General features: G+C 74.2%; 20 protein-coding genes. 7 read left to right on the forward strand and 13 right to left on the reverse strand.

What is annotated here, in order from left to right; genetic code table 11:
• Positions 1-51 precede the first annotated feature (51 nt).
• The gene (locus AACH10_RS14035; protein WP_341411051.1) at positions 52-804 is read left to right on the forward strand and encodes an autoinducer binding domain-containing protein; all 753 of its coding nucleotides are present in this window, start codon (positions 52-54) and stop codon (positions 802-804) included.
• A 27-nt stretch (positions 805-831) separates the two neighbouring features.
• On the opposite strand, the gene AACH10_RS14040 is transcribed toward AACH10_RS14035, so the two are convergent.
• From AACH10_RS14040 to AACH10_RS14090, 11 genes are all read right to left on the reverse strand, one after another.
• A complete protein-coding gene (locus AACH10_RS14040; protein WP_341411052.1) occupies positions 832-1,164 on the reverse strand; it encodes a hypothetical protein in 333 nt (110 codons plus the stop codon).
• A gap of 27 nt (positions 1,165-1,191) precedes the next feature.
• Positions 1,192-2,463, reverse strand: coding sequence for a DUF2325 domain-containing protein (locus AACH10_RS14045; protein ID WP_341411053.1), 1,272 nt, complete (start codon positions 2,461-2,463; stop codon positions 1,192-1,194).
• Between the two features lie 25 nt (positions 2,464-2,488).
• Positions 2,489-2,650, reverse strand: coding sequence for a hypothetical protein (locus AACH10_RS14050; protein WP_341411054.1), 162 nt, complete (start codon positions 2,648-2,650; stop codon positions 2,489-2,491).
• 143 nt (positions 2,651-2,793) lie between these two features.
• Entirely contained in the window at positions 2,794-3,012 is a 219-nt protein-coding gene (gene hemP, locus AACH10_RS14055) for a hemin uptake protein HemP (protein WP_341411055.1), read from the reverse strand.
• An 88-nt stretch (positions 3,013-3,100) separates the two neighbouring features.
• Positions 3,101-3,523 carry a hypothetical protein gene (locus AACH10_RS14060; RefSeq protein ID WP_341411056.1) on the reverse strand — a complete coding sequence of 141 codons (423 nt, stop codon included), beginning with the start codon at positions 3,521-3,523 and terminating at the stop codon, positions 3,101-3,103.
• An 8-nt stretch (positions 3,524-3,531) separates the two neighbouring features.
• Entirely contained in the window at positions 3,532-4,479 is a 948-nt protein-coding gene (locus tag AACH10_RS14065; RefSeq protein ID WP_341411057.1) for a LysR family transcriptional regulator, read from the reverse strand.
• 15 nt (positions 4,480-4,494) lie between these two features.
• The gene (locus AACH10_RS14070; protein ID WP_341411058.1) at positions 4,495-5,703 is read right to left on the reverse strand and encodes an NAD(P)/FAD-dependent oxidoreductase; all 1,209 of its coding nucleotides are present in this window, start codon (positions 5,701-5,703) and stop codon (positions 4,495-4,497) included.
• Positions 5,704-5,719: 16 nt separating this feature from the next.
• Complete coding sequence (locus AACH10_RS14075; protein ID WP_341411059.1) at positions 5,720-7,270, reverse strand: amidase; 1,551 nt, start codon at positions 7,268-7,270, stop codon at positions 5,720-5,722.
• A gap of 30 nt (positions 7,271-7,300) precedes the next feature.
• Positions 7,301-8,482, reverse strand: a complete 1,182-nt coding sequence (locus tag AACH10_RS14080; RefSeq protein WP_341411060.1) for a DSD1 family PLP-dependent enzyme — start codon at positions 8,480-8,482, stop codon at positions 7,301-7,303.
• A complete protein-coding gene (locus AACH10_RS14085) occupies positions 8,479-9,507 on the reverse strand; it encodes a Bug family tripartite tricarboxylate transporter substrate binding protein (RefSeq protein ID WP_341411061.1) in 1,029 nt (342 codons plus the stop codon). Before AACH10_RS14085 ends, AACH10_RS14080 begins: the two co-directional genes overlap by 4 nt.
• Before the next feature lie 83 nt (positions 9,508-9,590).
• Positions 9,591-11,096, reverse strand: a complete 1,506-nt coding sequence (locus tag AACH10_RS14090; RefSeq protein WP_341411062.1) for a D-serine ammonia-lyase — start codon at positions 11,094-11,096, stop codon at positions 9,591-9,593.
• Positions 11,097-11,174: 78 nt separating this feature from the next.
• Here AACH10_RS14090 and AACH10_RS14095 point away from each other — a divergent pair, with 78 nt between their 5' ends.
• From AACH10_RS14095 to AACH10_RS14115, 5 genes are all read left to right on the forward strand, one after another.
• Complete coding sequence (locus AACH10_RS14095) at positions 11,175-12,167, forward strand: LysR family transcriptional regulator (protein WP_341411063.1); 993 nt, start codon at positions 11,175-11,177, stop codon at positions 12,165-12,167.
• Complete coding sequence (gene chrA / locus AACH10_RS14100; RefSeq protein ID WP_341411064.1) at positions 12,164-13,540, forward strand: chromate efflux transporter; 1,377 nt, start codon at positions 12,164-12,166, stop codon at positions 13,538-13,540. The genes AACH10_RS14095 and chrA overlap by 4 nt, the downstream gene beginning before the upstream one ends.
• Before the next feature lie 61 nt (positions 13,541-13,601).
• Complete coding sequence (locus tag AACH10_RS14105) at positions 13,602-15,833, forward strand: TonB-dependent receptor plug domain-containing protein (protein WP_341411065.1); 2,232 nt, start codon at positions 13,602-13,604, stop codon at positions 15,831-15,833.
• Between the two features lie 118 nt (positions 15,834-15,951).
• Entirely contained in the window at positions 15,952-17,421 is a 1,470-nt protein-coding gene (locus AACH10_RS14110) for a M28 family metallopeptidase (RefSeq protein ID WP_341411066.1), read from the forward strand.
• A gap of 5 nt (positions 17,422-17,426) precedes the next feature.
• The gene (locus AACH10_RS14115; protein WP_341411067.1) at positions 17,427-18,602 is read left to right on the forward strand and encodes an MFS transporter; all 1,176 of its coding nucleotides are present in this window, start codon (positions 17,427-17,429) and stop codon (positions 18,600-18,602) included.
• Positions 18,603-18,626: 24 nt separating this feature from the next.
• On the opposite strand, the gene AACH10_RS14120 is transcribed toward AACH10_RS14115, so the two are convergent.
• A complete protein-coding gene (locus tag AACH10_RS14120) occupies positions 18,627-19,241 on the reverse strand; it encodes an exopolysaccharide biosynthesis protein (protein WP_341411068.1) in 615 nt (204 codons plus the stop codon).
• A 188-nt stretch (positions 19,242-19,429) separates the two neighbouring features.
• Here AACH10_RS14120 and AACH10_RS14125 point away from each other — a divergent pair, with 188 nt between their 5' ends.
• Positions 19,430-19,891 carry a TerB family tellurite resistance protein gene (locus AACH10_RS14125; protein WP_341411069.1) on the forward strand — a complete coding sequence of 154 codons (462 nt, stop codon included), beginning with the start codon at positions 19,430-19,432 and terminating at the stop codon, positions 19,889-19,891.
• 98 nt (positions 19,892-19,989) lie between these two features.
• On the opposite strand, the gene AACH10_RS14130 is transcribed toward AACH10_RS14125, so the two are convergent.
• Positions 19,990-20,883 (reverse strand): LysR family transcriptional regulator, encoded by an 894-nt coding sequence (locus AACH10_RS14130; RefSeq protein WP_341411070.1) that lies wholly within the window; start codon positions 20,881-20,883, stop codon positions 19,990-19,992.
• Positions 20,884-20,912 lie beyond the last annotated feature (29 nt).

The following is a 20,912-nucleotide window of genomic DNA, read 5'->3' on the forward strand; positions in this document are numbered from 1 at the left end:
GGCAGCACGGCGCACCACGCGGGTGCCTCGCCGGCCACGCCACCGGTCCTGATGCGGCCCGAGATCGTGGGCCTGGCACGCGCCGGCTCGTCGGCCGAACTGGAACAGGCCCTGGCCCGGCTGGCCGGTGCGCTGGGATTCGACGCCGCGGTCGCGGTCATCGAGGACTGGCGCAGCTTTGGCGCGCCGGTGCGGCACATGGTGGCCTCGACCGGGCAGACCTGGGTGCTGACCTACCGGCAGCACCGGCTGCACGAGACCAGCCCGATCGTGCGGCACTGCCGCCAGAGCACGGAGCCGCTGGTGTGGACTGCCGAGCGCCTGTGGGACGAGGCACCCGAGTACTGGCGTGCCGCCACCTGTGCCGGCTTCTGGGAGGGGCTGAGCGTGGCCAGCCACCGGCCGATGTCGTTGTGCCTGGTGTCGCTGGTGCGCGGGCGCGGCGCCTTCTGCCAGGCCGAGGTGCTGCCCGACGTACCCGACGAATACGGCCTGCTGGCCGAGTTGCTGCACGACCGCCTGCTGCGCATCGTGCGCGACGAATGCCTGTCGACGCGCCTGGGCCAGGTCAGCCGGCGCGAGCTGGAATGCCTGCACTGGACCGCACGCGGCAAGACCAGCGGCGAGACCGGCCAGCTGCTGAACGTCAGCGAGGCCACGGTGAACTTCCACCTGCAGCGCGCGATGACCAAGCTGGAGGCCACCAACCGCCAGAAGGCCGTGGCCGTGGCCACGGCGCTGGGCCTGTTCACGCCGGCCGCCACGGGCGGCCCGGGCGGGCTGACCGAGGCCGGCACCGACTGACGCCCGCCAGGCCGGGCCGCGCCCGGCTCAGTGCCAGAAGGCGCCGCCCGCCGCCAGGGCCGCGCCACCGGCCGGCACGGCGTGGGTGAGGCCCTGCCAGCGCTCGCGCGCCTGGGTCATCACCTGCCGCATGGCCGGTGACAGCGCCGGGTGCTCGGCCAGGAAGAACAGGTTGGACACCACCTTGCGTGCCAGCAGCGAGCGCAGGCCGGCCACGTCCAGCGCGCTGCCGGGGGCGGGATCGGCCCAGGTGGTCATCAGCGCCAGCGTGCCGGCGATCAGCGCATGCGGGCAGGGCAGGGTGGCCTCGTCGTCAGGGGCGGGGTCGGCCTGGGGCTGGAGGGCGTGGACGGGGTTCATGGTGCGAGGCTCCGCGAAGACGGGGGTTCAGGAGGGGGTGGCCGGGCTGGCCGCGGCGTGCGCCAGGCCCAGTGCGCGCTGCAGGCCGCTGCGGCTGGACTGCTCGACGAACAGGCAGGGCTTGCCGGTGCGCTTGCAGTGCGACTTCACGCGCCAGTAGGCGTCGTGGCTGATGCAGCCGGTCTGGCAGATCACCAGGTCGGCGGCGGCGAGGCAGGCTTCGAGTTGCGCCGGGCTGTGCTCGGTGCCGCCGTCGTGGTGCGCGAAGTGCGCGCCTTCGCGCTCGATGACATGGCGGTACACCGGCACGGCGCGGCTGCGCCCGCCCACGCACAGCACCGCACGCTGCGACAGCGCCGGCCAGGGCAGCGGCACGGGCACCGGCGCGGCGGCCGCCGCGGGCGCTGTACAGGCGCTGGCGCTGGCGGGCAGCGTGGCCGGGCCGGCCGCGGCCAGGCGTGCATGGCGCAGGGCGCGGTCCAGGCCCACCAGGCGCTCGCGCAGCGCCAGCACCTGGGCCTGCAGTTCGCGCCGGGGCGCCAGGTCGGGGCTGGCCTGCTGCGCCTGCGCCAGGGCGTGCGACAGCTGCGCGATGCGGGTGTCGCGGCCGATCAGCTCGCCGCGCAACTGCACCAGGCTGGCCTGCAGCTGCTCCAGGCGCAGCGCCTGCTGCTGCAACTGCTCGGCCTGGCGCGCCAGCAGCGTGCCCTGGCTGTGCTGCAGGCGCTCGTGCGCGGTCTGCAGCTCGCGCAGGCGGCGGCGGTCGGCACGCTCGGCGGCACCCCACTGGTGCTGCAGCAGGTGGATGTCGTGCAGCACCTGCTCCTCCAGCAGGGTGTCGCAGGCGGCGTGGGTCAGCGTGGCCCACAGCGCTCCGGCCACGCCATCGCCCTGCAGCGCCGCGCGCCACCAGCTGGCCAGCGCCTCGGTGTCCTTGATCGCCCGCGTCGTGCGCAGCGCCTCGGCATAGCGGGTGTCCAGCGCCTGCTGGATGCGCTCGGCCAGCGGCGTGCGGCGCTTGCTGGCGGCAATGGCCTCGCAGTGCAGCCCGTAGTCGTCGGTGGGGGCCTCGGCCCCCTGCTCACGCTGCACCAGCGCACGCACCGCGTCCAGCGGCAGGCACACGCCGATCACCGGGCAGAAGGCATGGCTGTCCAGCTCCCACAGGCGACGCCGGCGCGAGCCGGACGGCCGTGGGGCGGGGATGTCCGGCAGCGCCGGCGCGGCCTGGGTGGGCCACAGGTTCAGGGGCTGGCCCGCGGTGGGCCAGAACGGGTGCGGGCGGGCGATGCGGCACATGCCAGGGACTCCGGTGCGCCAGGGTTCAGGCGCCGGGCCAGCGGGCCAGCCCGTCGAGCAGCCGCAGATCGGGCAAGGCCTCGCCCTCGACCGCGGCACGGACATCGGCGTGACACGGCAAGGCGGGTGGCCGGTGGCCGGGCGGGGTGGCCGACGGCGCGGCCACGCAGTTGCGAGCGAGGTACATGGACGAACTCCCGTGGGCAGGCCGCCGGTGGGCGGCGGATGCTTGGACGCGGGCGCGGCAGGCGGGCGACTGCTGGCAGCGGCGCGGGCGTTCGTGGACGAAGGACTGGGTGCGTTGCCGGTGGGCGTGTGGAGCGCCTGGCCTTACTTGGTGAGGATCAGCTTGCCCTGGCGCGTGAGGCGCAGGCGGTACAGCGCATCGCCGTGGCGGATGTGCGCCTCGATCCCGTCGCCCAGCAAGACCTCGCTGGGCCAGCAGGGCGTGATGGCGCTCGACTCAACCGACGGGGCCGGGGCGGCCCCAGGCAATGGCACGGCCTCGCGGGCGTGGGCAGGGGGCGGAAGAACGGAGGGCATCGACATGGGTACCATCCTAAATGCGAATCGTTCGCATCTAATGAAGGCCATGCCAACAACAGGGATAAGGCCGGCGCGTGGCCGGCGAATGCGCTCAGATCGTGATGCGCAGCACCGCCCACACCAGCAGCACCAGCTGCAGCAGGTTGGCGCTCAGCGCGGCCGCATGCACGCGGCGGAAGGCGGTGATGGCGCCGCGGTCGTCGCACTGGATGGCCTCGCCCAGGCGCTGCATCGCCGGGATGACGCGCCGGCGCAGCGCCAGCGCCACCAGCGCGATGCCGCCACCGCCCAGCGCGAAGAACCAGCGCCCCCACAGCGCATAGCTGATGCAGGCGCCCACCGCCCCGGCGAACAGGGCCTTGTAGTAGATCTCGAAGAAGCGGCGCACGAAGCGCCCGTCCATCGGCGTGTCGTGCTGCAGCACCAGCAGCGGCAGCCCGCCCAGCAGGAAGTAGGTGGTGGTGACCAGCAGCACCACGGTGAAGAACAGCGACAGGTAGCCGGGCCAGGCCATCGCGCAGCTCAGCCGGCACTGCCCGTGCGGACCGGTGGCGCCGGCTGCACCCACGGCGCGGCCTGGGCCGCATCGGCCACCAGCAGGTCCACCAGGTCGCGGGCGAACAGCGGCAGCGCCTCGAGATGGCGCACGCACACATGCATCGCGCGCACCGCCCAGTCGTCGGTGAGCGGCACGATGCGGATGGCCATGGTCTGCCCATGCCTGCGTGCCGCCGACTCCGGCAGGATGCCCACGCCCACGGCCGCCTCGATCATGCGGCAGGCGGCCTCGAAGTTGCCCACCTGGATGCGCAGGCGCAGGCTGCGGTGCAGACCGTCGCACACCTGGCGCAGGAAGGCGTGGATGGCACTGCTCTCATGCAGGCCCACATGGTCCAGGTCGAGCGTCTGCTCGAAGCCGACGCCGCCCCCGGCCTCGGCCAGGGCATGGCCGGTGGGCACCACCAGCACCAGGCGGTCCTGGCGGTAGGGGATGGTCTGCAGGTTCTCGGTGCGCACATGGCCGGCGACGATGCCGATGTCGGTCTGGCCCTCGCTGACCGCCCGCACGATGTCGTGGCTGAGCCGCTCGCGCAGGTCGATGTTGACGTCGGGGTGGGTGCGCAGGTAGCTGCGCAGCACCGGCGGCAGGAACTCGCCCAGCGCGGTGGTGTTGGCGAACACGCGCAGGTGGCCCTTGATGCCGCGGGCGTACTCCTGCATGTCGCCGCGCAGGTGCTCGATCTGGCCCAGCACCTGGCGCGCATGGTGCACGAAGGCCTGGCCCGGCGGCGTCAGCGTCACGCCCTGGCTGGTGCGGTACAGCAGCTTGGCGCCGATGCTCTCTTCCAGGTTCTTGATGCGCGTGCTGGCCGCTGGCAGCGACATGTGCGAGGCCTCGGCACCGCGGGTGAGGCTGTTGGACTCGGCCACGCGGACCATCAGGCGAAGATCGACCAGATCGAAATGCATGGCGAAGATTGTGGCTCAGCGTCTGAGCCGCGCCGGCGACGACGCGGCCGGGTCCACCCCTTCGCGCACCAGTTCGGCCGGCAGTGGCCGGCCCAGCAGCAGGCTGGCGGCCAGCGCGGCCACGCCCGGCGCGCTCTGGATGCCGTAGCCGCCCTGCGCGGCCAGCCAGAAGAAGCCGGGCACCGCACCATCGGGCCCCACCACCAGGTCGCCATCGGGCACGAAGCTGCGCAACCCCGCCCAGGTGCTGCGCGGGCGGCGGATGCTCAGCGTGGTCGCCTGCTCGATGCGGTGGATGCCGAGTGCAATGTCGAGTTCCTCGGGCACCACGTCGTGCGGCGTCACGAGATCCGCATTGGCCGGCGAGCCGAGGATCAGGCCCGCATCGGGCTTGATGTACCAGGCTTCGCCGTCCGGCCCGTGATCGGCCACCACGGCGGCCACGGCAGGCCAGCGGCTGGCGTCGGTGCCCGCGGGCGCCTCGAAGGTGAACGCGCTGCGCCGGCGCGGCTCCAGGCCGATGGGCGCGGCCCCGGCCAGCACGCCCACCGCATCGGCCCAGGCGCCGGCGGCGTTCACCAGCTGGCGGGCGCGCAAGCATCGCCCGTCGGCCAGCGTGAGCGTCCAGGCTTCGCCGTCATGCGCCAGGCCGGTCAATTCCGCATGGGTCAGCAAGGTCGCGCCGGCCGCGCGCGCGCCGCGCAGGTAGCCCTGGTGCAACGCATGCACGTCGATGTCGGCGGCGCTGTCTTCCACCAGGCCGGCCACGGCCGCCTCGGGCCGCAGCACCGGCACGGTGGCCAGCAGCTCGGCCGTGCCGACGCGGCGCACCGTGGGGTCGATGGCCTGCAGTTCGGCCTGCAGCACATCGAGCGCCGGCAGCTCGGCGGCGGTGGCCACATGCAGCACGCCGCGCGGCGACAGCAGCGGGTGGTCGGTGAAGCCGGGCGGCGGCGCGTCGTAGAAATCGCGGCTGGCGCGGGTGAGCGCGCGGATGGCCGGCGTGCCGTAGCTGGCCATGTACAGCGCGGCCGAGCGGCCGGTGGTGTGGTAGCCGGGCTGCGATTCGCGCTCCAGCAGCAGCACGCGTGGCGGCGTGGCCTGATCGGGCGCATGGGTCAGCGCCCAGGCCAGCGAGGCACCGGCGATGCCGGCGCCGATGATGGCGATGTCGGCCAGAGCCGGGGTGTCGATCGGGGAGTCCATCGGGGTGTGGTCGCTCATGGTGCGTGCTGTCCGATCAAACGGCACTGGCAGTGCCGGCCGCCGCGGCCGCATCCAGCACCGGCGGCGCGGTGACGATGGAGCGCAGCGCCGGCTCCACCGGGCCCAGGCGTGCGGCATCGGGGCGCGGGCGGGCCAGCGCCGGGTGGGTGGCGAAGGCGGCTTCCATCGCCTGGCCGGCGGCCAGCGTGCCCAGGTCATCGCGGAAGCGGCCCAGCACCTGCAGGCCAAAGGGCAGGCCCTTGTCGTCGCGGCCGCAGGGCAGGGCCAGCGCCGGGTGGGTGGTCAGCGTGGTCACATAGGTCAGCGCCAGCCAACGGTAGTAGTTGGCCTGCGGCTGGCCGCCCACGCTGGCGGCATGCGGCAGCGTCCAGGCGAAGGGCGACACCGGCGTCACCGGCGACAGCACGAGGTCCACCTCGTCGAACACGCGCTGGAAGCGCTTGAGCAGGCGCGTCTGCTCGGCCTCGGCCCACGACACATCCAGCAGGCTCATCTTCGCGCCCATCTCGTAGTTGCTGCGCGGGTTGGGGCCCAGGCTCATCGGGTCGCGCTCGTAGGCCTCGCGCATGCCGGTGACGAAGGCCACCGCGCGCAGCACGTCGAAGCAGCGGTGCGCGTGGGCGAAGGGCTGCTCATCACCGCTGAAGTCCAGCGTGTGCACCGAGCGGAACAGCGGCTTCATGGCCGCCACCTTGGCGCGGAAGGTGGCGCGGATCTCGTCGTCGACGTCGCAGACACCGAAGTCCTCGGTGATGCCCACGCGCAGCCGGCCCAGATCGACCGGCGGCAGGTTCAGAAAGGCGCTGGCATCCACCGGGTAGCTCAGCGGATCGCTCGCGTCCACGCCGGCGCTGGCGGCCAGCTGCAGCGCGGCGTCGGCCACCGTGCGGCCCATCGGCCCCACCACCGAGATCGGCGACCAGCCCAGCGGCCGGCGCGCGCTGGGCACCAGGCCCGGCGACGGCCGGAAGCCCACCACACCGCACTTGGCCGCCGGGATGCGCAGCGAGCCGCCGGTGTCCGATCCGGTGCAGATCGGCAGCAGATCCAGCGCCAGCGCGCAGGCCGAGCCGCCCGACGAGCCGCCGGCGTTCAGCCGCGGATCGAAGGGGTTGCCGGTGGCGCCCCACACCGGGTTGAAGCTGTTGGCGCCGGCGCCCATCTCGGGCACGTTGGTCTTGGCGGTGACGATGGCGCCGGCCGCGCGCAGCCGCGCCACCAGCACGTTGTCCAGCGCCGGCACATTGGCGCGGTAGATCGGCGAGCCATAGGTGGTGAGCAGGCCGGCGGTCTCTTCCAGGTCCTTCACGCCCAGCGGCAGGCCGTGCAGCAGGCCCAGGGGCTCGCCGCGCATCACCGCGGCCTCGGCCGCACGGGCTTCGGCGCGGGCACGCTCGTAGGCCGTGGCCGTGACGGCGTTGACATGCGGGTTGAGCGCCGCGATGCGCGCGACGCAGGCGTCCAGCAGTTCCACCGGCGAAAGCTGCTTGGCGCCGATGCGGCGGCGCAGCTCCACGGCAGACAGGGACAGCAGGTCGGCGTGGGGGGAGGCGTTGTCGTTCATCGAAAAGCAGGCAAGAAGGCAGGAAGGCGTTCACCAGCTGTGGCCGCGGGCCGCGATGGGCCAGAGATCGACCACGCGGCCGTCGCGCAGCACCACCAGCCGGTCGTGCAGGTTGAGGGTGGGGTCGCAGTGGCCGGGGATCAGGCGGACCACCTCGCCCAGCACCGGCGGCGCGGCATCGGCGGCCAGGGCCACCACGCCGTGTTCGTCGTTCAGGCGCACCGGGCCCCAGCCGGCGCGCGGCGGCCAGGGCTGCGGCGGGCCGCTCTCGGCCGACAGGGTCTTGAGCCCGCAGTCCAGCACCAGCTGGCCAGGGGTGGCGGTGCTGATCACGGTGCTGAACAGGAACAGCGCGTGCTCGAAGCGCAGGTCTTCAGCGCCGCCAGAATCGCCACCGGCTTCGTTGTCGGCGTAGTCGCGGTCCATGAAGGCGTAGCTGCCCGGCTGCACCTCGGTGTACACGCCGCTGGCCAGGTCGAAGCCCACGCTGCCGGTGCCGCTGCCGGTCACCACGGCGGGCGACAGGCCCGCGGCTTGCAGCGCGGCCACCACGGAGCCGGCACGGTCAGCGGCGGCGCGGGCTGAAGCGCGGCGTTCGGCCGCATCGCGCACATGCTGCACGCCGCCGTGGTAAGCCTGCAGCCCGGCCCAGCGCAGGCCCGGTGCGGCGGCGATGGCGTCGATCAGGCGACGCACGGCCGAGGCGTCGCGGTCGGCGCCGGGCACGCCGCAGCGGCCCTGGCCGATGTCGATCTCGACGAACACGCCCAGGCGCTGGTCGCCGGCCAGGCCTTCGCGTGCGGCGGCCTCGGCCAGCGTGGCCACCTGGCGCACATCGTCCACGCACACCGACAGCTGCACGCCGCGCCCTTCCCGCGCCCAACGCGCCAGCCAGCCGGCCTGCAGCGCGCCGGCCAGCTGGTTGCTGACATGCACGCTGCGCACGCCGGCTTCCAGGAACGGCCAGGCCTCGCTGGCCTTCTGCACGCAGATGCCCACCGCGCCGGCGCGCACCTGCGCCAGCGCCACGGCGGGGCACTTGTGCGCCTTGGCATGCGGCCGCACGGCCACGCCATGGCGTTGCGCGGCGGCCTGCAGGCGCTGCAGGTTGCGCTCGAACGGTGCCGCGTCCAGCAGCAGCGTGGGGGTGGGCAGCGTGGCGGCCGCCTGGCCTGGGTGCGCCGCGTCGGGCAGGGGCGTGAAGGTGCTCATTCAGCCTTGATGTTGGCGCGGGCCGCGGTGGCCCGCATGATCGGCAGCTCGTTCTCGATCAGCTGGCCCAGCTGGGCGCCGTTCAGGAAGCCGGGCTCCATGCCGTTGGCCAGCATCTTCTCGCGGATGTCGGGCGTGGCCACCAGCTCCTGCAGGGTTTTTTCCAGCTTGGCGCGCACCGCCGGCGGCAGGCCGCGCGGCGCCACGAAGGCCAGCCAGGTGTCGGCGTTGAGCGCATAGCCCTGCTCCTGGAAGCTGGGCACGTCGGGCAGCAGCGCGCTGCGCTTGGCGGTGGTGACGCCGATGGCCTTGACCTTGCCGGCCTTGAGCTGCGGGATCGCGGCGGTCACCGTGTCCACCGAGAACTGCACCTGGCCGGCCATCAGGTCGGTCATGGCCGGCGCGCTGCCCTTGTAGGGCACGTGCAGCATCTGCGTCTCGGTGGCGCGCTGCAGCAACTCGCCGGTGAACTGCGAGGTGGTGCCCTGGCCGAACGAGGCCCAGGTGAACTTGCCCGGCGCGGGCTTGACCAGCGCGGCAAAGGTCTTGGGCGAGCTGGCCTTCACGTCCGGATGCGCCAGCAGGATCAGCGGCGTGCGGCCCACCAGGCCGATGGGCTCGAAGCTCTTGACCGGGTCGTACGGCAGCTTGGGGTTGATGGCCGGGTTGACCGTGAAGGTGGTGCCCGAGCTGATCAGCAGCGTGTAGCCGTCGGCCGGCGCCTTGGCGGCATAGGCCGCGCCGATCACCGTGCCGGCGCCGCCGCGGTTTTCCACCACCACGGTCTGGCCCAGCTTCTCGCCCAGCGCCTTGGCGAACAGCCGGCCCATCACGTCGGTGGCGCCGCCGGCCGGGAAGGGCACGACGATCTGGATGGGTTTGGACGGCCAGGCGTCGGCGGCCAGCGCCGGCAGGGCGGCGGCACCGCCGACGGTGGCGGCAGTCAGCGCCAGGCCACGCAGCAGCCGGCGGCGGGCCGGTGCAGCGATCGACGGGCTCGAAGGGGCGCAGGGGCGGTGGGTCATGAGGTCTCCGACAGGGGCGGGGTGAACGGGGTGGATGGGGAGGGCGGTGAACGGCAGGCTGGACGGCGAGACGGTGGGCCGGCTCAGGACGCCAGCGCGGGGTCGTCGGAGGGCGTGGCGGCCAGCTGCGCACCGCGGTGGCGGAAGGCGGCGATCTCGACATCGGGCACGGCCTGGCCGCCGGTGGTCCAGGCGATGTGCGTGGCGCGGGCCAGTTGCGGGCGCAGGCCGGATGCATCGAGCCAGGCGCGGCCGGCAGGGCTGTGCAGCAGCAGCCGCGGGCCGGCCAGGCCGGCGGCGGCCGAAGGCTCCAGGCGCAGGGCTTCGCTCAACGCGGCCTGGTGCAGCAGCCGGTGCAGGTCGTCGTCGGTGACGGTGTAGCCGCCGGCCAGGCCTGGCCCCGCCCAGGCCAGGGCCAGCGCGCTGGCGCGCGGCACGGCCAGGCCGTCGGCCTCGGTGCGGTTGCTCAGGCCGATGTCGTACACCGACGGCGGCTCGCCCTCGGCGGCCGCCCGGCTTGCCTGCGCGGCCAGCGCCGGCACCTGGGCGCGCGCCAGCGGATGCGCCGCCAGCAGGCCCAGCAGGAAGCAGGGCGACTGCACCGGCTCGGCGAAGAAGCAGTGCACATGCGCGCCGAAGCGCTGCCGCAGCCCCCAGGCGATGCCGCCCGGCGCGCCGCCCACGCCACAGGGCAGGTACACGATCAGCGGATGCTCGGCATCCACCACGCGGCCGGCGGCGGCCAGCTGCGCGGCCAGGCGCTCGGCCGCCACCGCATAGCCCAGGAACAGCGAAGCCGAGCGCTCGTCGTCGACGAAGTGGATGCGGCCACCGGCGGCCTGCGCCTCGGCACGACCGGCGGCCACGGCCTCGGCGTAGTCGCCGGCGTGCTCCACCACGCGCACGCCGCGCTGGCGCAGCCGGTCCTTCTTCCAGCCCTTGGCCTCGGCCGACATGTGCACCACGGCCTCGAAGCCCAGCGCTGCGGCCATCACGCCGATGGCCAGGCCCAGGTTGCCGGTGGAGCCCACGGCCACCTGGTGCGCGGCAAACAGCGCCCGTGCGGCGGGCCCGGCCAGCACGGTGGACGGCACCTGCGCGCGGGCCTGGGGGCTCGTCAGCAGATCGGCCGGCAGCAGGCCGTGGCGCAGGGCCAGGGCCTCGGCATGCTCCAGCACCTCGTGGATGCCGCCGCGCGCCTTCACCGAGCCGGCCACCGGCAGCGCATGGTCGGCCTTGACGAACAGCGTGCCGGCGTCTGCCGGCAGGCCGAGCGCCGCCTGCAGCGCAGGCACCGGCAGCAGCGGCGATTCGATCAGGCCGCCGGCCGCGGCCAGCGCCTCGGGAAACAGCTGCGCCAGCAGCGGCGCAAACCAGGCCAGGCGCTGCGCGGCGGCAGGCAGGCCGCCGGCCGGCGGGGCGCTGGCCGCGCCGGCCGTGGTCGCCGCATCATCGATGCCACTGGGGGCAGCCCGCTGCGCCCAGCACACCGGCCGGCCACCGGCCAGGGCCACCCAGTCGATGCCGCTGTGCCAGGTCGGCAGCGGTGATGTCGAGGGCGTGACGGCGGCGTGAACAGGCAGTGACATGGCCTGCATCCTCGGGCCGGCGGGCCGCGGCGGCAAGCCACTTATACTCATCCGCACATTAGTTTCACCAATGCCGAAGTGACCTCTGCGCTGAACCCCTCGCTGCTGTCGTGGCTGCGCTGCTTCGATGCCGCGGCGCGCGCGCGCAGCTTCACGCAGGCAGCGGCCACGCTGTGCATCACCCAGGGCGCGGTGAGCCAGCAGGTCAAGCAGCTGGAGCAGTGGCTGCGGCGGCCGCTGTTCCTGCGCAGCCCGCGCGCGCTGGTGCTCACGCCCGAGGGCCTGCGCCTGCACGGCGTGCTGCGCGAATCCTTCGACGCGCTGGAAGCCGCGCTGCTGCAACTGCGTGCACCAGCCGAGGGCGCGCCGCTGACGCTGAGCTGCGCGCCATCCTTCGCGATGGGCTGGCTGACGCCGCGGCTGGGCGACTTCTTCCGCCAGCATCCGGGGCTGGAGCTGCGCGTGCTGGGCGAGTTCGAATCGCTGGACCGCGCGCGCATGGCCCAGCGCGGCCTGGCCGCCGCCGTGCGCTACGACCCCGGCGGCTATGCCGACCTGCAGGACAGCCTGTTTCTCGACGAATGGCTGCTGCCGGTGGCCAGCCCGGCCTGGCTGGCCGCGCAGCCGCAGCCGCCGCAGCTGGACACGCTGGCGCCCGAGCAGCTGCTGCACGACGACCAGGCCTGGGACGGCGCCGGCCCGCACGAGGAATGGCTGCAGTGGCTGCAGGCCGCACGGCCCGCCGGCCTGCCCCCCGCGCTGGCCCAGGGCCTGCACCTGGGCCGGCACTTCAACCTCACGCAGCTGGCGCTGGCCGCCGCGCTGGCCGGCCAGGGCGTGGCCATGGGCCGCGCCGCGCTGGTGATGGACGATCTGGCCGCCGGCCGGCTGGTGGCGCCGTTCCGCCTGGCCGATGGCGGCGTGGCACTGCGAGGCCGCGCCGCCTACCGCCTGGTGGCGCCGGCCGATGCCGTGCCCGGCGTCGAGGCCGTGCGCGCCTGGCTGGGCGCACAGGCCGCCAGCTTCATCCGCCAGCGCGATGCCTGGCTGGCCCGGCACAACACCCCATGACCGCACACCACCCCTCGCCACCCACCGCACCCGCACCCGCACCCGCACCACCGCCGGCGCCCACGCGCGCCCAGGCCTTCGCCTACTGGCTGAAGCTGGGCTGCGTCAGCTTCGGTGGCCCGGCCGGGCAGATCGCGCTGATGCACGAGGACCTGGTGGAACGCCGGCGCTGGATCAGCGAACGGCGCTTCCTGCATGCGCTGAACTTCTGCATGGTGCTGCCCGGCCCCGAGGCGCAGCAGCTGGCCACCTACATCGGCTGGCTGATGCACGGGCGCTGGGGCGGCCTGGTGGCCGGCGGGCTGTTCGTGCTGCCGTCGCTGCTGCTGCTGGTGGCGCTGTCGTGGGTCTACATGGCCTGGGGCAGCCTGCCGGCGGTGGCCGGCGTGTTCTACGGCATCAAGCCCGCCGTCACGGCCCTGGTGCTGCATGCGGCCTGGCGCATCGGCTCGCGCACGCTGAAGAACGCCTGGCTGTGGAGCATCGCCGCACTGGCCTTCGTGGCCATCTTCGCGCTGCAGCTGCCGTTTCCGCTGATCGTGCTGGCCGCCGCGCTGGCCGGCACGGTGGGCGGGCGGCTGGCGCCGCAGCACTTCCGGGCCGGCGGCGGCGGCCATGGCGCGGCCCAGGGCCACGGCGGGCCGGCGCTGATCGACGACGACACGCCCACGCCGGCGCATGCGCGCTTCAGCTGGGCGCGCCTGCGGCAGGTGGCGCTGGCCTTCGGCCTGCTGTGGGCCGCCGCGCTGGGCGCTCTGGCGCTGGCCGGTGGCTGGCACGGCCTGCTGGCGCAGATGGGCTGGTTCTTCACCAAGGCGGCGCTGCTCACCTTCGGCGGCGCCTATGCGGTGCTGCCCTACGTCTACCAGGGCGCGGTGGACCATTTCCACTGGCTCAGCGCGCCGCAGATGATCGACGGCCTGGCGCTGGGCGAAATCACGCCGGGGCCGCTGATCATGGTGGTGGCCTTCGTCGGCTTCGTCGGCGGCTGGGGGCAGCCGCTGTTCGGCGCCGACTCGGCGGCGCTGTCCGGCTCACTGACCGCTGCGGTGGTCACGTTCTTCACCTTCCTGCCCTCGTTCGCCTTCATCCTGCTGGGCGGGCCCTTCATCGAGACCACGCATGGCCGCCTGGGCTTCACCGCGCCGCTCACCGCCATCACCGCGGCGGTGGTGGGCGTGATCCTGAACCTGGCGCTGTTCTTCGCCTGGCATGTGCTGTGGCCTGCCGGCTGGGGCGGCGGCGTCGAATGGCCGGCCGCGGTGATCGGCATCGTGGCCGCGCTGGCGCTGTGGCGCGGCAAGCAGAGCGTGCTGCGCGTGGTGCTGGGCGCCGGCCTGGCCGGGCTGGCGTGGCGGCTGATGATGGGATGAAAGCAGCACGGCGCAGGCGCCCGTCGGGCATACTGCGCCGCGCTGATCAGGACGCGCATTGATGAAGTTATCCACGACGGCGGCCGCTTGGGCGCTGGCTGCCGCCACGCCACTCGCCGCGCCCAGCCTGGCAGCCGATGGCCAGGCCAGTGACGCCGCTCCCGCTCCATCCACGTCAGCCCAGCGCGTGGAGATCCAGGGCGCCGCGCCGGCCGATGCGCGCCAGCTGGAGCTCACCAGCCGCATCGTGGTGCCGCGCGAGGCCTTGCTGAAGTTCGGCGACCGCTCGCTGCGCGACGCGCTGCGCCGCGTGCCCGGTGTCACGGTGGATGGCGAGCTGCGCCTGCGCGGCCTGGGCCAGGGCTACACGCAGATCCTGATCGATGGTGACCCGGCGCCGGCCGGCTTCTCGATCGACAGCCTGGACCCCGAGATGATCGAGCGCGTGGAGATCCTGCGCGCGCCATCGGCCGAGTACGCCATGCGCGGCATCGCCGGCACGATCCACATCGTGCTGCGCAAGCGCGTCAGCGTCACCCAGCGCAGCCTGAAGCTGGGGCTGGAGCAGGCATCGGGCCGCGCCAGCCCCTCCGCCAGCCTGCAGTGGCAGCAGCAGGCCGGCGCGCTGCAGGCCCAGCTGTCGGCCAGCGCCAGCCTGGCGCAACCGGTGGAGACGGCCACCATCACCGACCTTACGCTCGACCCGGCCCAGCAGGTCACCGGGATGCGCCGCACGGCCATGCACTACCGGCAGCGCAACACCACGCTGAACCTCACGCCGCGCCTGAGCTGGAAGGACGAGCGCCAGACCCTCAGCCTGCAAGCGCTACTGCAACACCAGGACGCCCCGGCGCACTGGACGATGCGCGAGGACACGCTGCAAGGCGCGCCCAGCGACTACCCGGCCAGCGACTGGCGCAACCGCCGCTACGTGGCGCGCACGCTGCGTGCCGACCTGGCCTGGACGCGCCAGCTGGGCGAGGCCGCGCAGCTCGATGCCAAGCTGGGCCTCCATCACAACCGCCGCGACACCGACTTCGACTTCCAGGGCTTTGCCACGCGGGCCGATGCCGACGCGGGCCACCCGGCACTGGACCGCGCGGTGCACTCCAACGCGGTGGATGACGCCGCGCCGTTCAAGGGCAGCTTCAGCCTCGACCTGGGCGACACGCACCGCCTGGCCCTGGGCTGGGATGGCGCGCTGCTGCGCCGCAGCGAGCAGCGCCAGCAGCGCGACCGCGATGCCGCCGACGCGCTGGTCTACAGCCTCGACCAGGCCTACACCGCCACGGTGCGCCAGCTGGCGCTGTTCGCCCAGGACGAGTGGCGCCTGCGGCCCGGCCTGGCGCTGTACCTGGGCCTGCGCTGGGAAGGCCTGGACACCGAGGTCACGGGCCTGAGCTTCAGCCCGGTGCGCCAGCGCAGCAGCGTGCCCAGCCCGGTGGCCCAGCTGGTGTGGAAGCTGCCGGATCGCCCGAAGGAGCAGCTGCGCCTGGCGCTGGCCCGCACCTACAAGGCGCCGGCACCGGCCAGCCTGGTGCCGCGCCGCTACACGGTGAACAACGGCAACAGCCCCAGCAACCCCGACCAGCAGGGCAACCCGGCGCTGCGGCCCGAGCTGGCCTGGGGCCTGGACGCGGCCTACGAGGCCAGCTTCGGCGCGCAGGGCTTCTGGTCGGTCGGCGCGCATCTGCGGCGCATCGACGCCGTGGTGATGCGCCAGCTGTTCCAGGACGGCGCCAGCTGGGTCAGCACGCTGATGAACAGCGGCGCCGCCTGGGCCTGGGGCGCCGAGCTGGAATGGAAGGCGCCGCTGCGCCAGCTGCGGCCCGAGGCCCCGGCGCTGAACCTGAGCGCCAGCCTGGCCTGGAACGCCTCGCGCGTGGACCGACTGCCCGGCCCGCACAACGTGCTGGCGGCACAGCAACCCCTCAGCGCCCACCTGGGCGCCGACTGGACCGTCAACCCACGCTGGACGCTGGGTGCCAGCCTGGCCTGGCGCGCCGGCACCCAGGCCACGCTGATGGCCGGCCCGGGTGACACGGGTGTCGCGGGTGGCCTGTGGGACACGCGCGACTCGGCCAGCGGCACGCTCGATGCCTATGCGCTGTGCCGCATCGACCCGCGCACCCAGCTGCGCCTGGGCGCCGCCAACCTGCTGCGCCCCACGCGCCACGAGCGCACGCGCTACCTGCCGGCCAGCGATGCGCCGCCCGGCGCCATCGGCAGCACCCGGCTGTACGACACCGATGGCTTCGCACGGCTGCGGTTGCAGCTCGAACGCCAGTTGTGAGCGCCCGGTGGCCCCTGCGGCGGGCAGGGGCATGGCCCGGCCTGTCTAACATCGGGCCATGCCTGTGCCCTTTCTGCGCCAATTGAAATCGACGGCTTTCGCCGCTTCATCGCACACCTTGACCGCGACGCTGCTGGCCGCTGGCCTGGCCGCGCTGCCGGCGCAGGCCCAGGCGCCGTTCACGCCCGCGCCCGTTCCGGCGCCACCGCAAGACCCGGCCGTGGCCGCGGTGCTGGCCGCCGTGTCGCCGGCGCGCATCGAGCAGCGCATCCGCACGCTGGTGGGCTTCGGCACGCGGCACACGGCGTCCGACACGCGATCCGACAGCCGCGGCATCGGCGCCGCGCGGCGCTGGATCGAGCGCGAGCTGCGCGCCTGCAGCGCCGCCACCGGCGGCCAGCTGCAGGTGGGCACACAGGTGTGGACCGAGCCGGCCGGCCAGCGCCTGGCGGCGCCCACCGAGCTGGTCAACGTGGTGGCCACGCTGCCCGGCACATCGGCCACCGGCCAGGCGCGCCTGCTGGTCGTCAGCGGCCACTACGACTCGCGCAACAGCGACGTGATGGACGCCCAGGGCGAGGCGCCCGGCGCCGACGACGACGCCTCGGGCACCGCAGTGGTGATGGAGCTGGCCTGCACGATGGCGGCGCAGCGATTCGACGCCACGCTGGTGTTCCTGGCCGTGCCGGGCGAGGAGCAGGGCCTGCTGGGCGCCGCGCACTGGGCGCGCGAAGCCCGGCGCCAGGGCTTGCGCGTGGAAGGCATGATCACCAACGACATCGTCGGCAGCCCGGTGGGCGATTTCGGCCAGCGCGCGCCCAAGGAGATCCGCCTGTTCGCCGATGGCGTCGATCCGCTGCTGCGCCTGCTGGTGCAGGCCCAGGCCAACCGGCCCAATGCCATGGATGCGGCCGAGGCTGACCCGGCCGCCGACGTCAACCGCCCCGATGCCGCCACCCGCGCCGCGCTGCAGGCCATCGCACTGGCCGGCGGCAGCGAGGACCTGCCCACGCTGCAGTTCGGCCGCCACCTGAAGGCCGCCGCCGAGGCGCACCTGCCTGGCTTCACGGTGAACCTGATCCAGCGCCGCGACCGCTACCTGCGCGGCGGCGACCACCTGCCGTTCCTGGAACGCGGCTACGCCGCCGTGCGCTACACCGAGCCCTTCGAGAACTTCCGCCACCAGCACCAGAACCTGCGCCGCGAGGGCGATGTGCAGTACGGCGACCTGCCCGAGTTCGTCGACTTCGGCTACGTGGCCGATGTGGCGCGCGTCAACGCCGCCGGGCTGGCCACGCTGGCGCTGGCGCCGCAACCGCCACGCGAGGTGCGGCTGGAGGCCGGCGAGCTGACCAACGACAGCACGCTGCGCTGGGCCGCCAACCCCGAGCCGGCCGCGCAACTGGCCGGCTACCGCGTGGTGTGGCGCCGCACCGATGCCGCGGTGTGGCAGCACGCCCTCGACGTGGGGCCAGCGGTGACGCGCGTCACCGTGCCGGTCAGCAAGGACAACGTGGTGTTCGGCGTGCAGGCCGTCTCGGCGCGCGGCCACGCCAGCCTGGCGAGCTTTCCGCTGCCGGCGCGGTGAGCGCGGTGAACGACGCGGACCGCGGCGCGGCACAACGCGCCGCGACCGCCACCCGCGCCGCCTTCTGGATCGCCGGCTTCGGCGTGGCCGGCTGGGCGCCGCTGATCCCCTTTGCCCGCCAGCGCCTGCAGGTGGGCGAGGCCACGCTGGGCCTGCTGCTGCTGTGCCTGGGCATCGGCTCGGTGGCGGCCATGCTGCGCACCGGCCCGCTGTGCGCCCGCCACGGCTGCCGGCCGGTGGTGCTGGGCGGCGCACTCGGCATGCTGCTGGTGCTGCCGCTGCTGGCCTGGACCGGCACCGGCCTTGCGCTGGGCCTGGCGCTGCTGGCCTTCGGCGCCGCGCTGGGCTCGCTGGACGTGGCGATGAACGTGCACGCCGTGGCCGTGGAACGCGCCGCTGGCCGGCCGCAGATGTCGGGCTTCCATGCGCTGTTCAGCCTGGGCGGCTTTGCCGGCGCGGCGGCCATGACCGCGCTGCTCGACCACGGCCTGGCGCCGCTGCCCGCCGCCGGGGCCTGCGCGCTGGCGCTGCTGCTGCCGCTGTGGCTGGCCGCCCGCGGCCTGCTGCCCGACGCCGGGCGTGAGCCGGCGGCGGGTACGGCGGGGGCGGCACCCGATGCCGGCAGCGGCCACACCCTGGCCTGGCCGCGCGGCCCGGTGCGCCTGCTGGCCGCGCTGGCGGCCGCATGCTTTCTGGTGGAGGGCGCGCTGCTCGACTGGGGCGCGCTGCTGCTGGTCGACCGCGCGCTGCTGCCCGAGGCGCGCGCCGGTCTGGGCTTCGTGCTGTTTTCGGTGGCCATGACCGCTGGCCGGCTGACCGGCGACGCGCTGGTGGCGCGCTGGGGCGAGCGCGCCGTGCTGCGCACCGGCGGCCTGCTGGCCCTGGCCGGCTTCGGCCTGCTGGCGGCGCCCGGCGTGGTGCTGGCGCTGGGCGGCTTCGCGCTGATCGGCCTGGGTGCGGCCAACGTGGTGCCGGTGCTGTTCCGCCGCGCCGGGGCACAGACGGTGATGCCGCCGGCCCTGGCCGTCTCGGCGCTCACCACCATCGGCTATGCCGGCTACCTCAGCGGCCCGGCGCTGGTGGGCCTGGTCAGCCAGCAGATCGGCCTGCCGGCGGTGTTCTGGGGCCTGGCCGCGCTGATGGGCCTGGTGCCGCTGACGGCGCGGCGCGTGGCGCGCTGACCCGCTGCGCCACCGGGCACGCGCTCACACGCGCAGGCCCTGGCCCAGGTTGGCCAGCGTGGCCCAGGCCAGATCGCCCAGCCACAGCAGCATGGCGATGGCGCCGCCGCCGCTGGCCGCCGACAGCAGCAGTGCCAGGCCGTCGCGGGCCATCCAGCCCAGCGCCAGCAACACCAGGCTCAGGCCCGGCAGCACATTGCCCAGCGGCAGGGGCAGAAAGATGATCAGCGCCATCAGCGCGATCCAGGCGGCCCAGAACAGCGCCGTGGCCGGATGCGCCAGCAGGCTGAGCCGCGCGCGGAACCAGCGCTGACGCAACGCATGCACCGCCTGCAGTGCGCGCAGCACGCGGCGCGACCACACCGGCCCGAGGCGGAAGCCGCCCAGCCGCCGCGGCAGCGCCGGGGGTGGCGCGCCGCGCGCCCAGCCCAGCGCCAGCAGCGCGATGGCGCCGCTGAGCAGCGTGCCCACGCCAGCCACCGGCAGCACGCACAGCAGGGCCAGCACCAGCAGCAGCATCGGGCTGCTGGCCGGCCCCTGGTGCTGCAGCAGTTCGTCCAGCGTCAGGTCGGGGGGCTCACCAGCGCCCGGCGCGTGCGGGGTGGACAGGGGGCGCGGTGGGTCGTCGGCAGGGTTCATCGGCAAGGGCTCAGGCAAGCCCCGCATTGAAGCTGCAAATCGGTGCCGGATGCTTCGGTTCCTTCGAAGCCTGGATGCGGGCCGGCCTGCTTGCGACCGCGGCCCTGCGGCCCGAGATTTCGCCCCACGCCAGGCCGCATCCCGCAGCCCGGCGCTTGTGCCACCCGATGTCCAAGGAGGACTTCCCGATGCGCTCGCTTCCCCGCAACAGCCCCGAGGCCGCCGGCCGCTTGCTGGCCCTGGTGGTGATGGCCGATGGCCATGTGTGCCGTTCCGAGCTGGAGGGCCTGCAGGCCCAGCAGGCCGAGCGGCGTCTGGGCCTGGCGCCCGGCGCGCTGGCCCAGCTGCTGCACCAGCTGTGCGACGACCTGCTGGCCGCCGCCCCCTCCGCGGCCGGCCTGGCGCAGGCGCTGGACGACGACACCGTGCTGGCCCTGCTGGACGAGGTGGACGACCCCGCGCTGCAGCGCCAGGTGTTCGAGCTGGCCATGGCCGCCACCCGCGCCGATGGCCACGCGGCCGAGGGCGAGTTGTCGCTGCTGGGCTCGATGATCGTGCGCTGGGGCCTGTTCGATGCTGGCGAGGTGCAGCCGGTGACGCAGGCCCTGGCACGCAGCGGCGGCGCGGCGGTGCTGCAGGCCGCGGCCTGAGTGGGACACCCGGTCGCCGGGTACGGCGCCCACCCGCCGGGCGGGTGCTCAGGCGGCTTGGGGCGGCCCGGCGCTCACCTGAGCACGACCGCCCCATTTCAGCCGCCCGCCGCCCGCGCCGCCTGCATCACCCGCTGCACCAGCGGGTGGTGCTGGCTGCGCCGGGTGCGGATGGCATGCACCTCGTCCAGCACCTCGGGCGTCTCGCCCAGCAGCTTCAGGCCGCGGGTGATGGCCACATCGTCGGCGCCCGCGGCGCTGAGCGGAAACACGCCCAGCCCGCGCGCCGCGAACAGCGACAGCAGCGCGCTGTCCTCGAACTCGCCCACCACGCGCGGCGCCAGACCCTGCGCGTCGAACCACTGCTCCAGCCGCGGCCGCAGCGGTGAATGCGCCGTGGGCAGCAGCACCGGCAGCTCGTTCAGGCATTGCGGAAAGCGCGCCACCTCGGCCGCGCGCACCAGGCCGGCCGGGCCGTGCCACTGCACCGGCGCGGCCAGCAGGCGCTCGCTGGCCAGGCGCAGGTTGGGGTTGGACGGCGCCGGCTGGCCGGCCAGCACCAGATCCAGCTGGTGCATCGCCAGTTCGGCCAGCAGCTGGCCCTGCTCGCCCTCGTGGCACACCAGGCGCAGCTGGGGTTCATCGAGCACCGGCGCCAGCAGCGCGTGCGCGGCCTGCTTGGAAATGCCGTCCACCAGGCCCACGGCCAGGCGCTGCACCGGCTGCGTGGCGGCCTCGCGCACATGCTCGCCAATGCTCTGGCCGATCTGGAAGATCTCGTCGGCCTTGGCGAACGCAGCCTGGCCGGCCTCGGTGAGCGCCACGCCGCGCCCGGCCGGCTTGAGCAGCTGGTGGCCCAGCGACTTCTCCAGCTCGCGCACCTGGGCGCTGATGGTCTGCACGGCCATGTCCAGGCGCTCGGCGGCGCGGGTGAAGCCGCCTTCCTTGCAGACCAGCCAGAAATAGTAGAGGTGGCGGTAGTTCAGGTTCATCGGGGCGTGGCCATCGGTGTGGGCATGCG

This window comes from Pseudaquabacterium inlustre (assembly GCF_038066595.1).
Taxonomy (GTDB): Bacteria; Pseudomonadota; Gammaproteobacteria; order Burkholderiales; family Burkholderiaceae_C; genus Pseudaquabacterium; species Pseudaquabacterium inlustre.

Coding starts and splice junctions, on each gene's coding strand:
- AACH10_RS14035 (WP_341411051.1), top strand. CDS start 52: ATGCGGCCCGAGATCGTGGGCCTGGCACGCGCCGGCTCGTCGGCCGAA.
- AACH10_RS14040 (WP_341411052.1), bottom strand. CDS start 1,164: ATGAACCCCGTCCACGCCCTCCAGCCCCAGGCCGACCCCGCCCCTGAC.
- AACH10_RS14045 (WP_341411053.1), bottom strand. CDS start 2,463: ATGTGCCGCATCGCCCGCCCGCACCCGTTCTGGCCCACCGCGGGCCAG.
- AACH10_RS14050 (WP_341411054.1), bottom strand. CDS start 2,650: ATGTACCTCGCTCGCAACTGCGTGGCCGCGCCGTCGGCCACCCCGCCC.
- hemP (WP_341411055.1), bottom strand. CDS start 3,012: ATGTCGATGCCCTCCGTTCTTCCGCCCCCTGCCCACGCCCGCGAGGCC.
- AACH10_RS14060 (WP_341411056.1), bottom strand. CDS start 3,523: ATGGCCTGGCCCGGCTACCTGTCGCTGTTCTTCACCGTGGTGCTGCTG.
- AACH10_RS14065 (WP_341411057.1), bottom strand. CDS start 4,479: ATGCATTTCGATCTGGTCGATCTTCGCCTGATGGTCCGCGTGGCCGAG.
- AACH10_RS14070 (WP_341411058.1), bottom strand. CDS start 5,703: ATGAGCGACCACACCCCGATGGACTCCCCGATCGACACCCCGGCTCTG.
- AACH10_RS14075 (WP_341411059.1), bottom strand. CDS start 7,270: ATGAACGACAACGCCTCCCCCCACGCCGACCTGCTGTCCCTGTCTGCC.
- AACH10_RS14080 (WP_341411060.1), bottom strand. CDS start 8,482: ATGAGCACCTTCACGCCCCTGCCCGACGCGGCGCACCCAGGCCAGGCG.
- AACH10_RS14085 (WP_341411061.1), bottom strand. CDS start 9,507: ATGACCCACCGCCCCTGCGCCCCTTCGAGCCCGTCGATCGCTGCACCG.
- AACH10_RS14090 (WP_341411062.1), bottom strand. CDS start 11,096: ATGTCACTGCCTGTTCACGCCGCCGTCACGCCCTCGACATCACCGCTG.
- chrA (WP_341411064.1), top strand. CDS start 12,164: ATGACCGCACACCACCCCTCGCCACCCACCGCACCCGCACCCGCACCC.
- AACH10_RS14105 (WP_341411065.1), top strand. CDS start 13,602: ATGAAGTTATCCACGACGGCGGCCGCTTGGGCGCTGGCTGCCGCCACG.
- AACH10_RS14120 (WP_341411068.1), bottom strand. CDS start 19,241: ATGAACCCTGCCGACGACCCACCGCGCCCCCTGTCCACCCCGCACGCG.
- AACH10_RS14125 (WP_341411069.1), top strand. CDS start 19,430: ATGCGCTCGCTTCCCCGCAACAGCCCCGAGGCCGCCGGCCGCTTGCTG.
- AACH10_RS14130 (WP_341411070.1), bottom strand. CDS start 20,883: ATGAACCTGAACTACCGCCACCTCTACTATTTCTGGCTGGTCTGCAAG.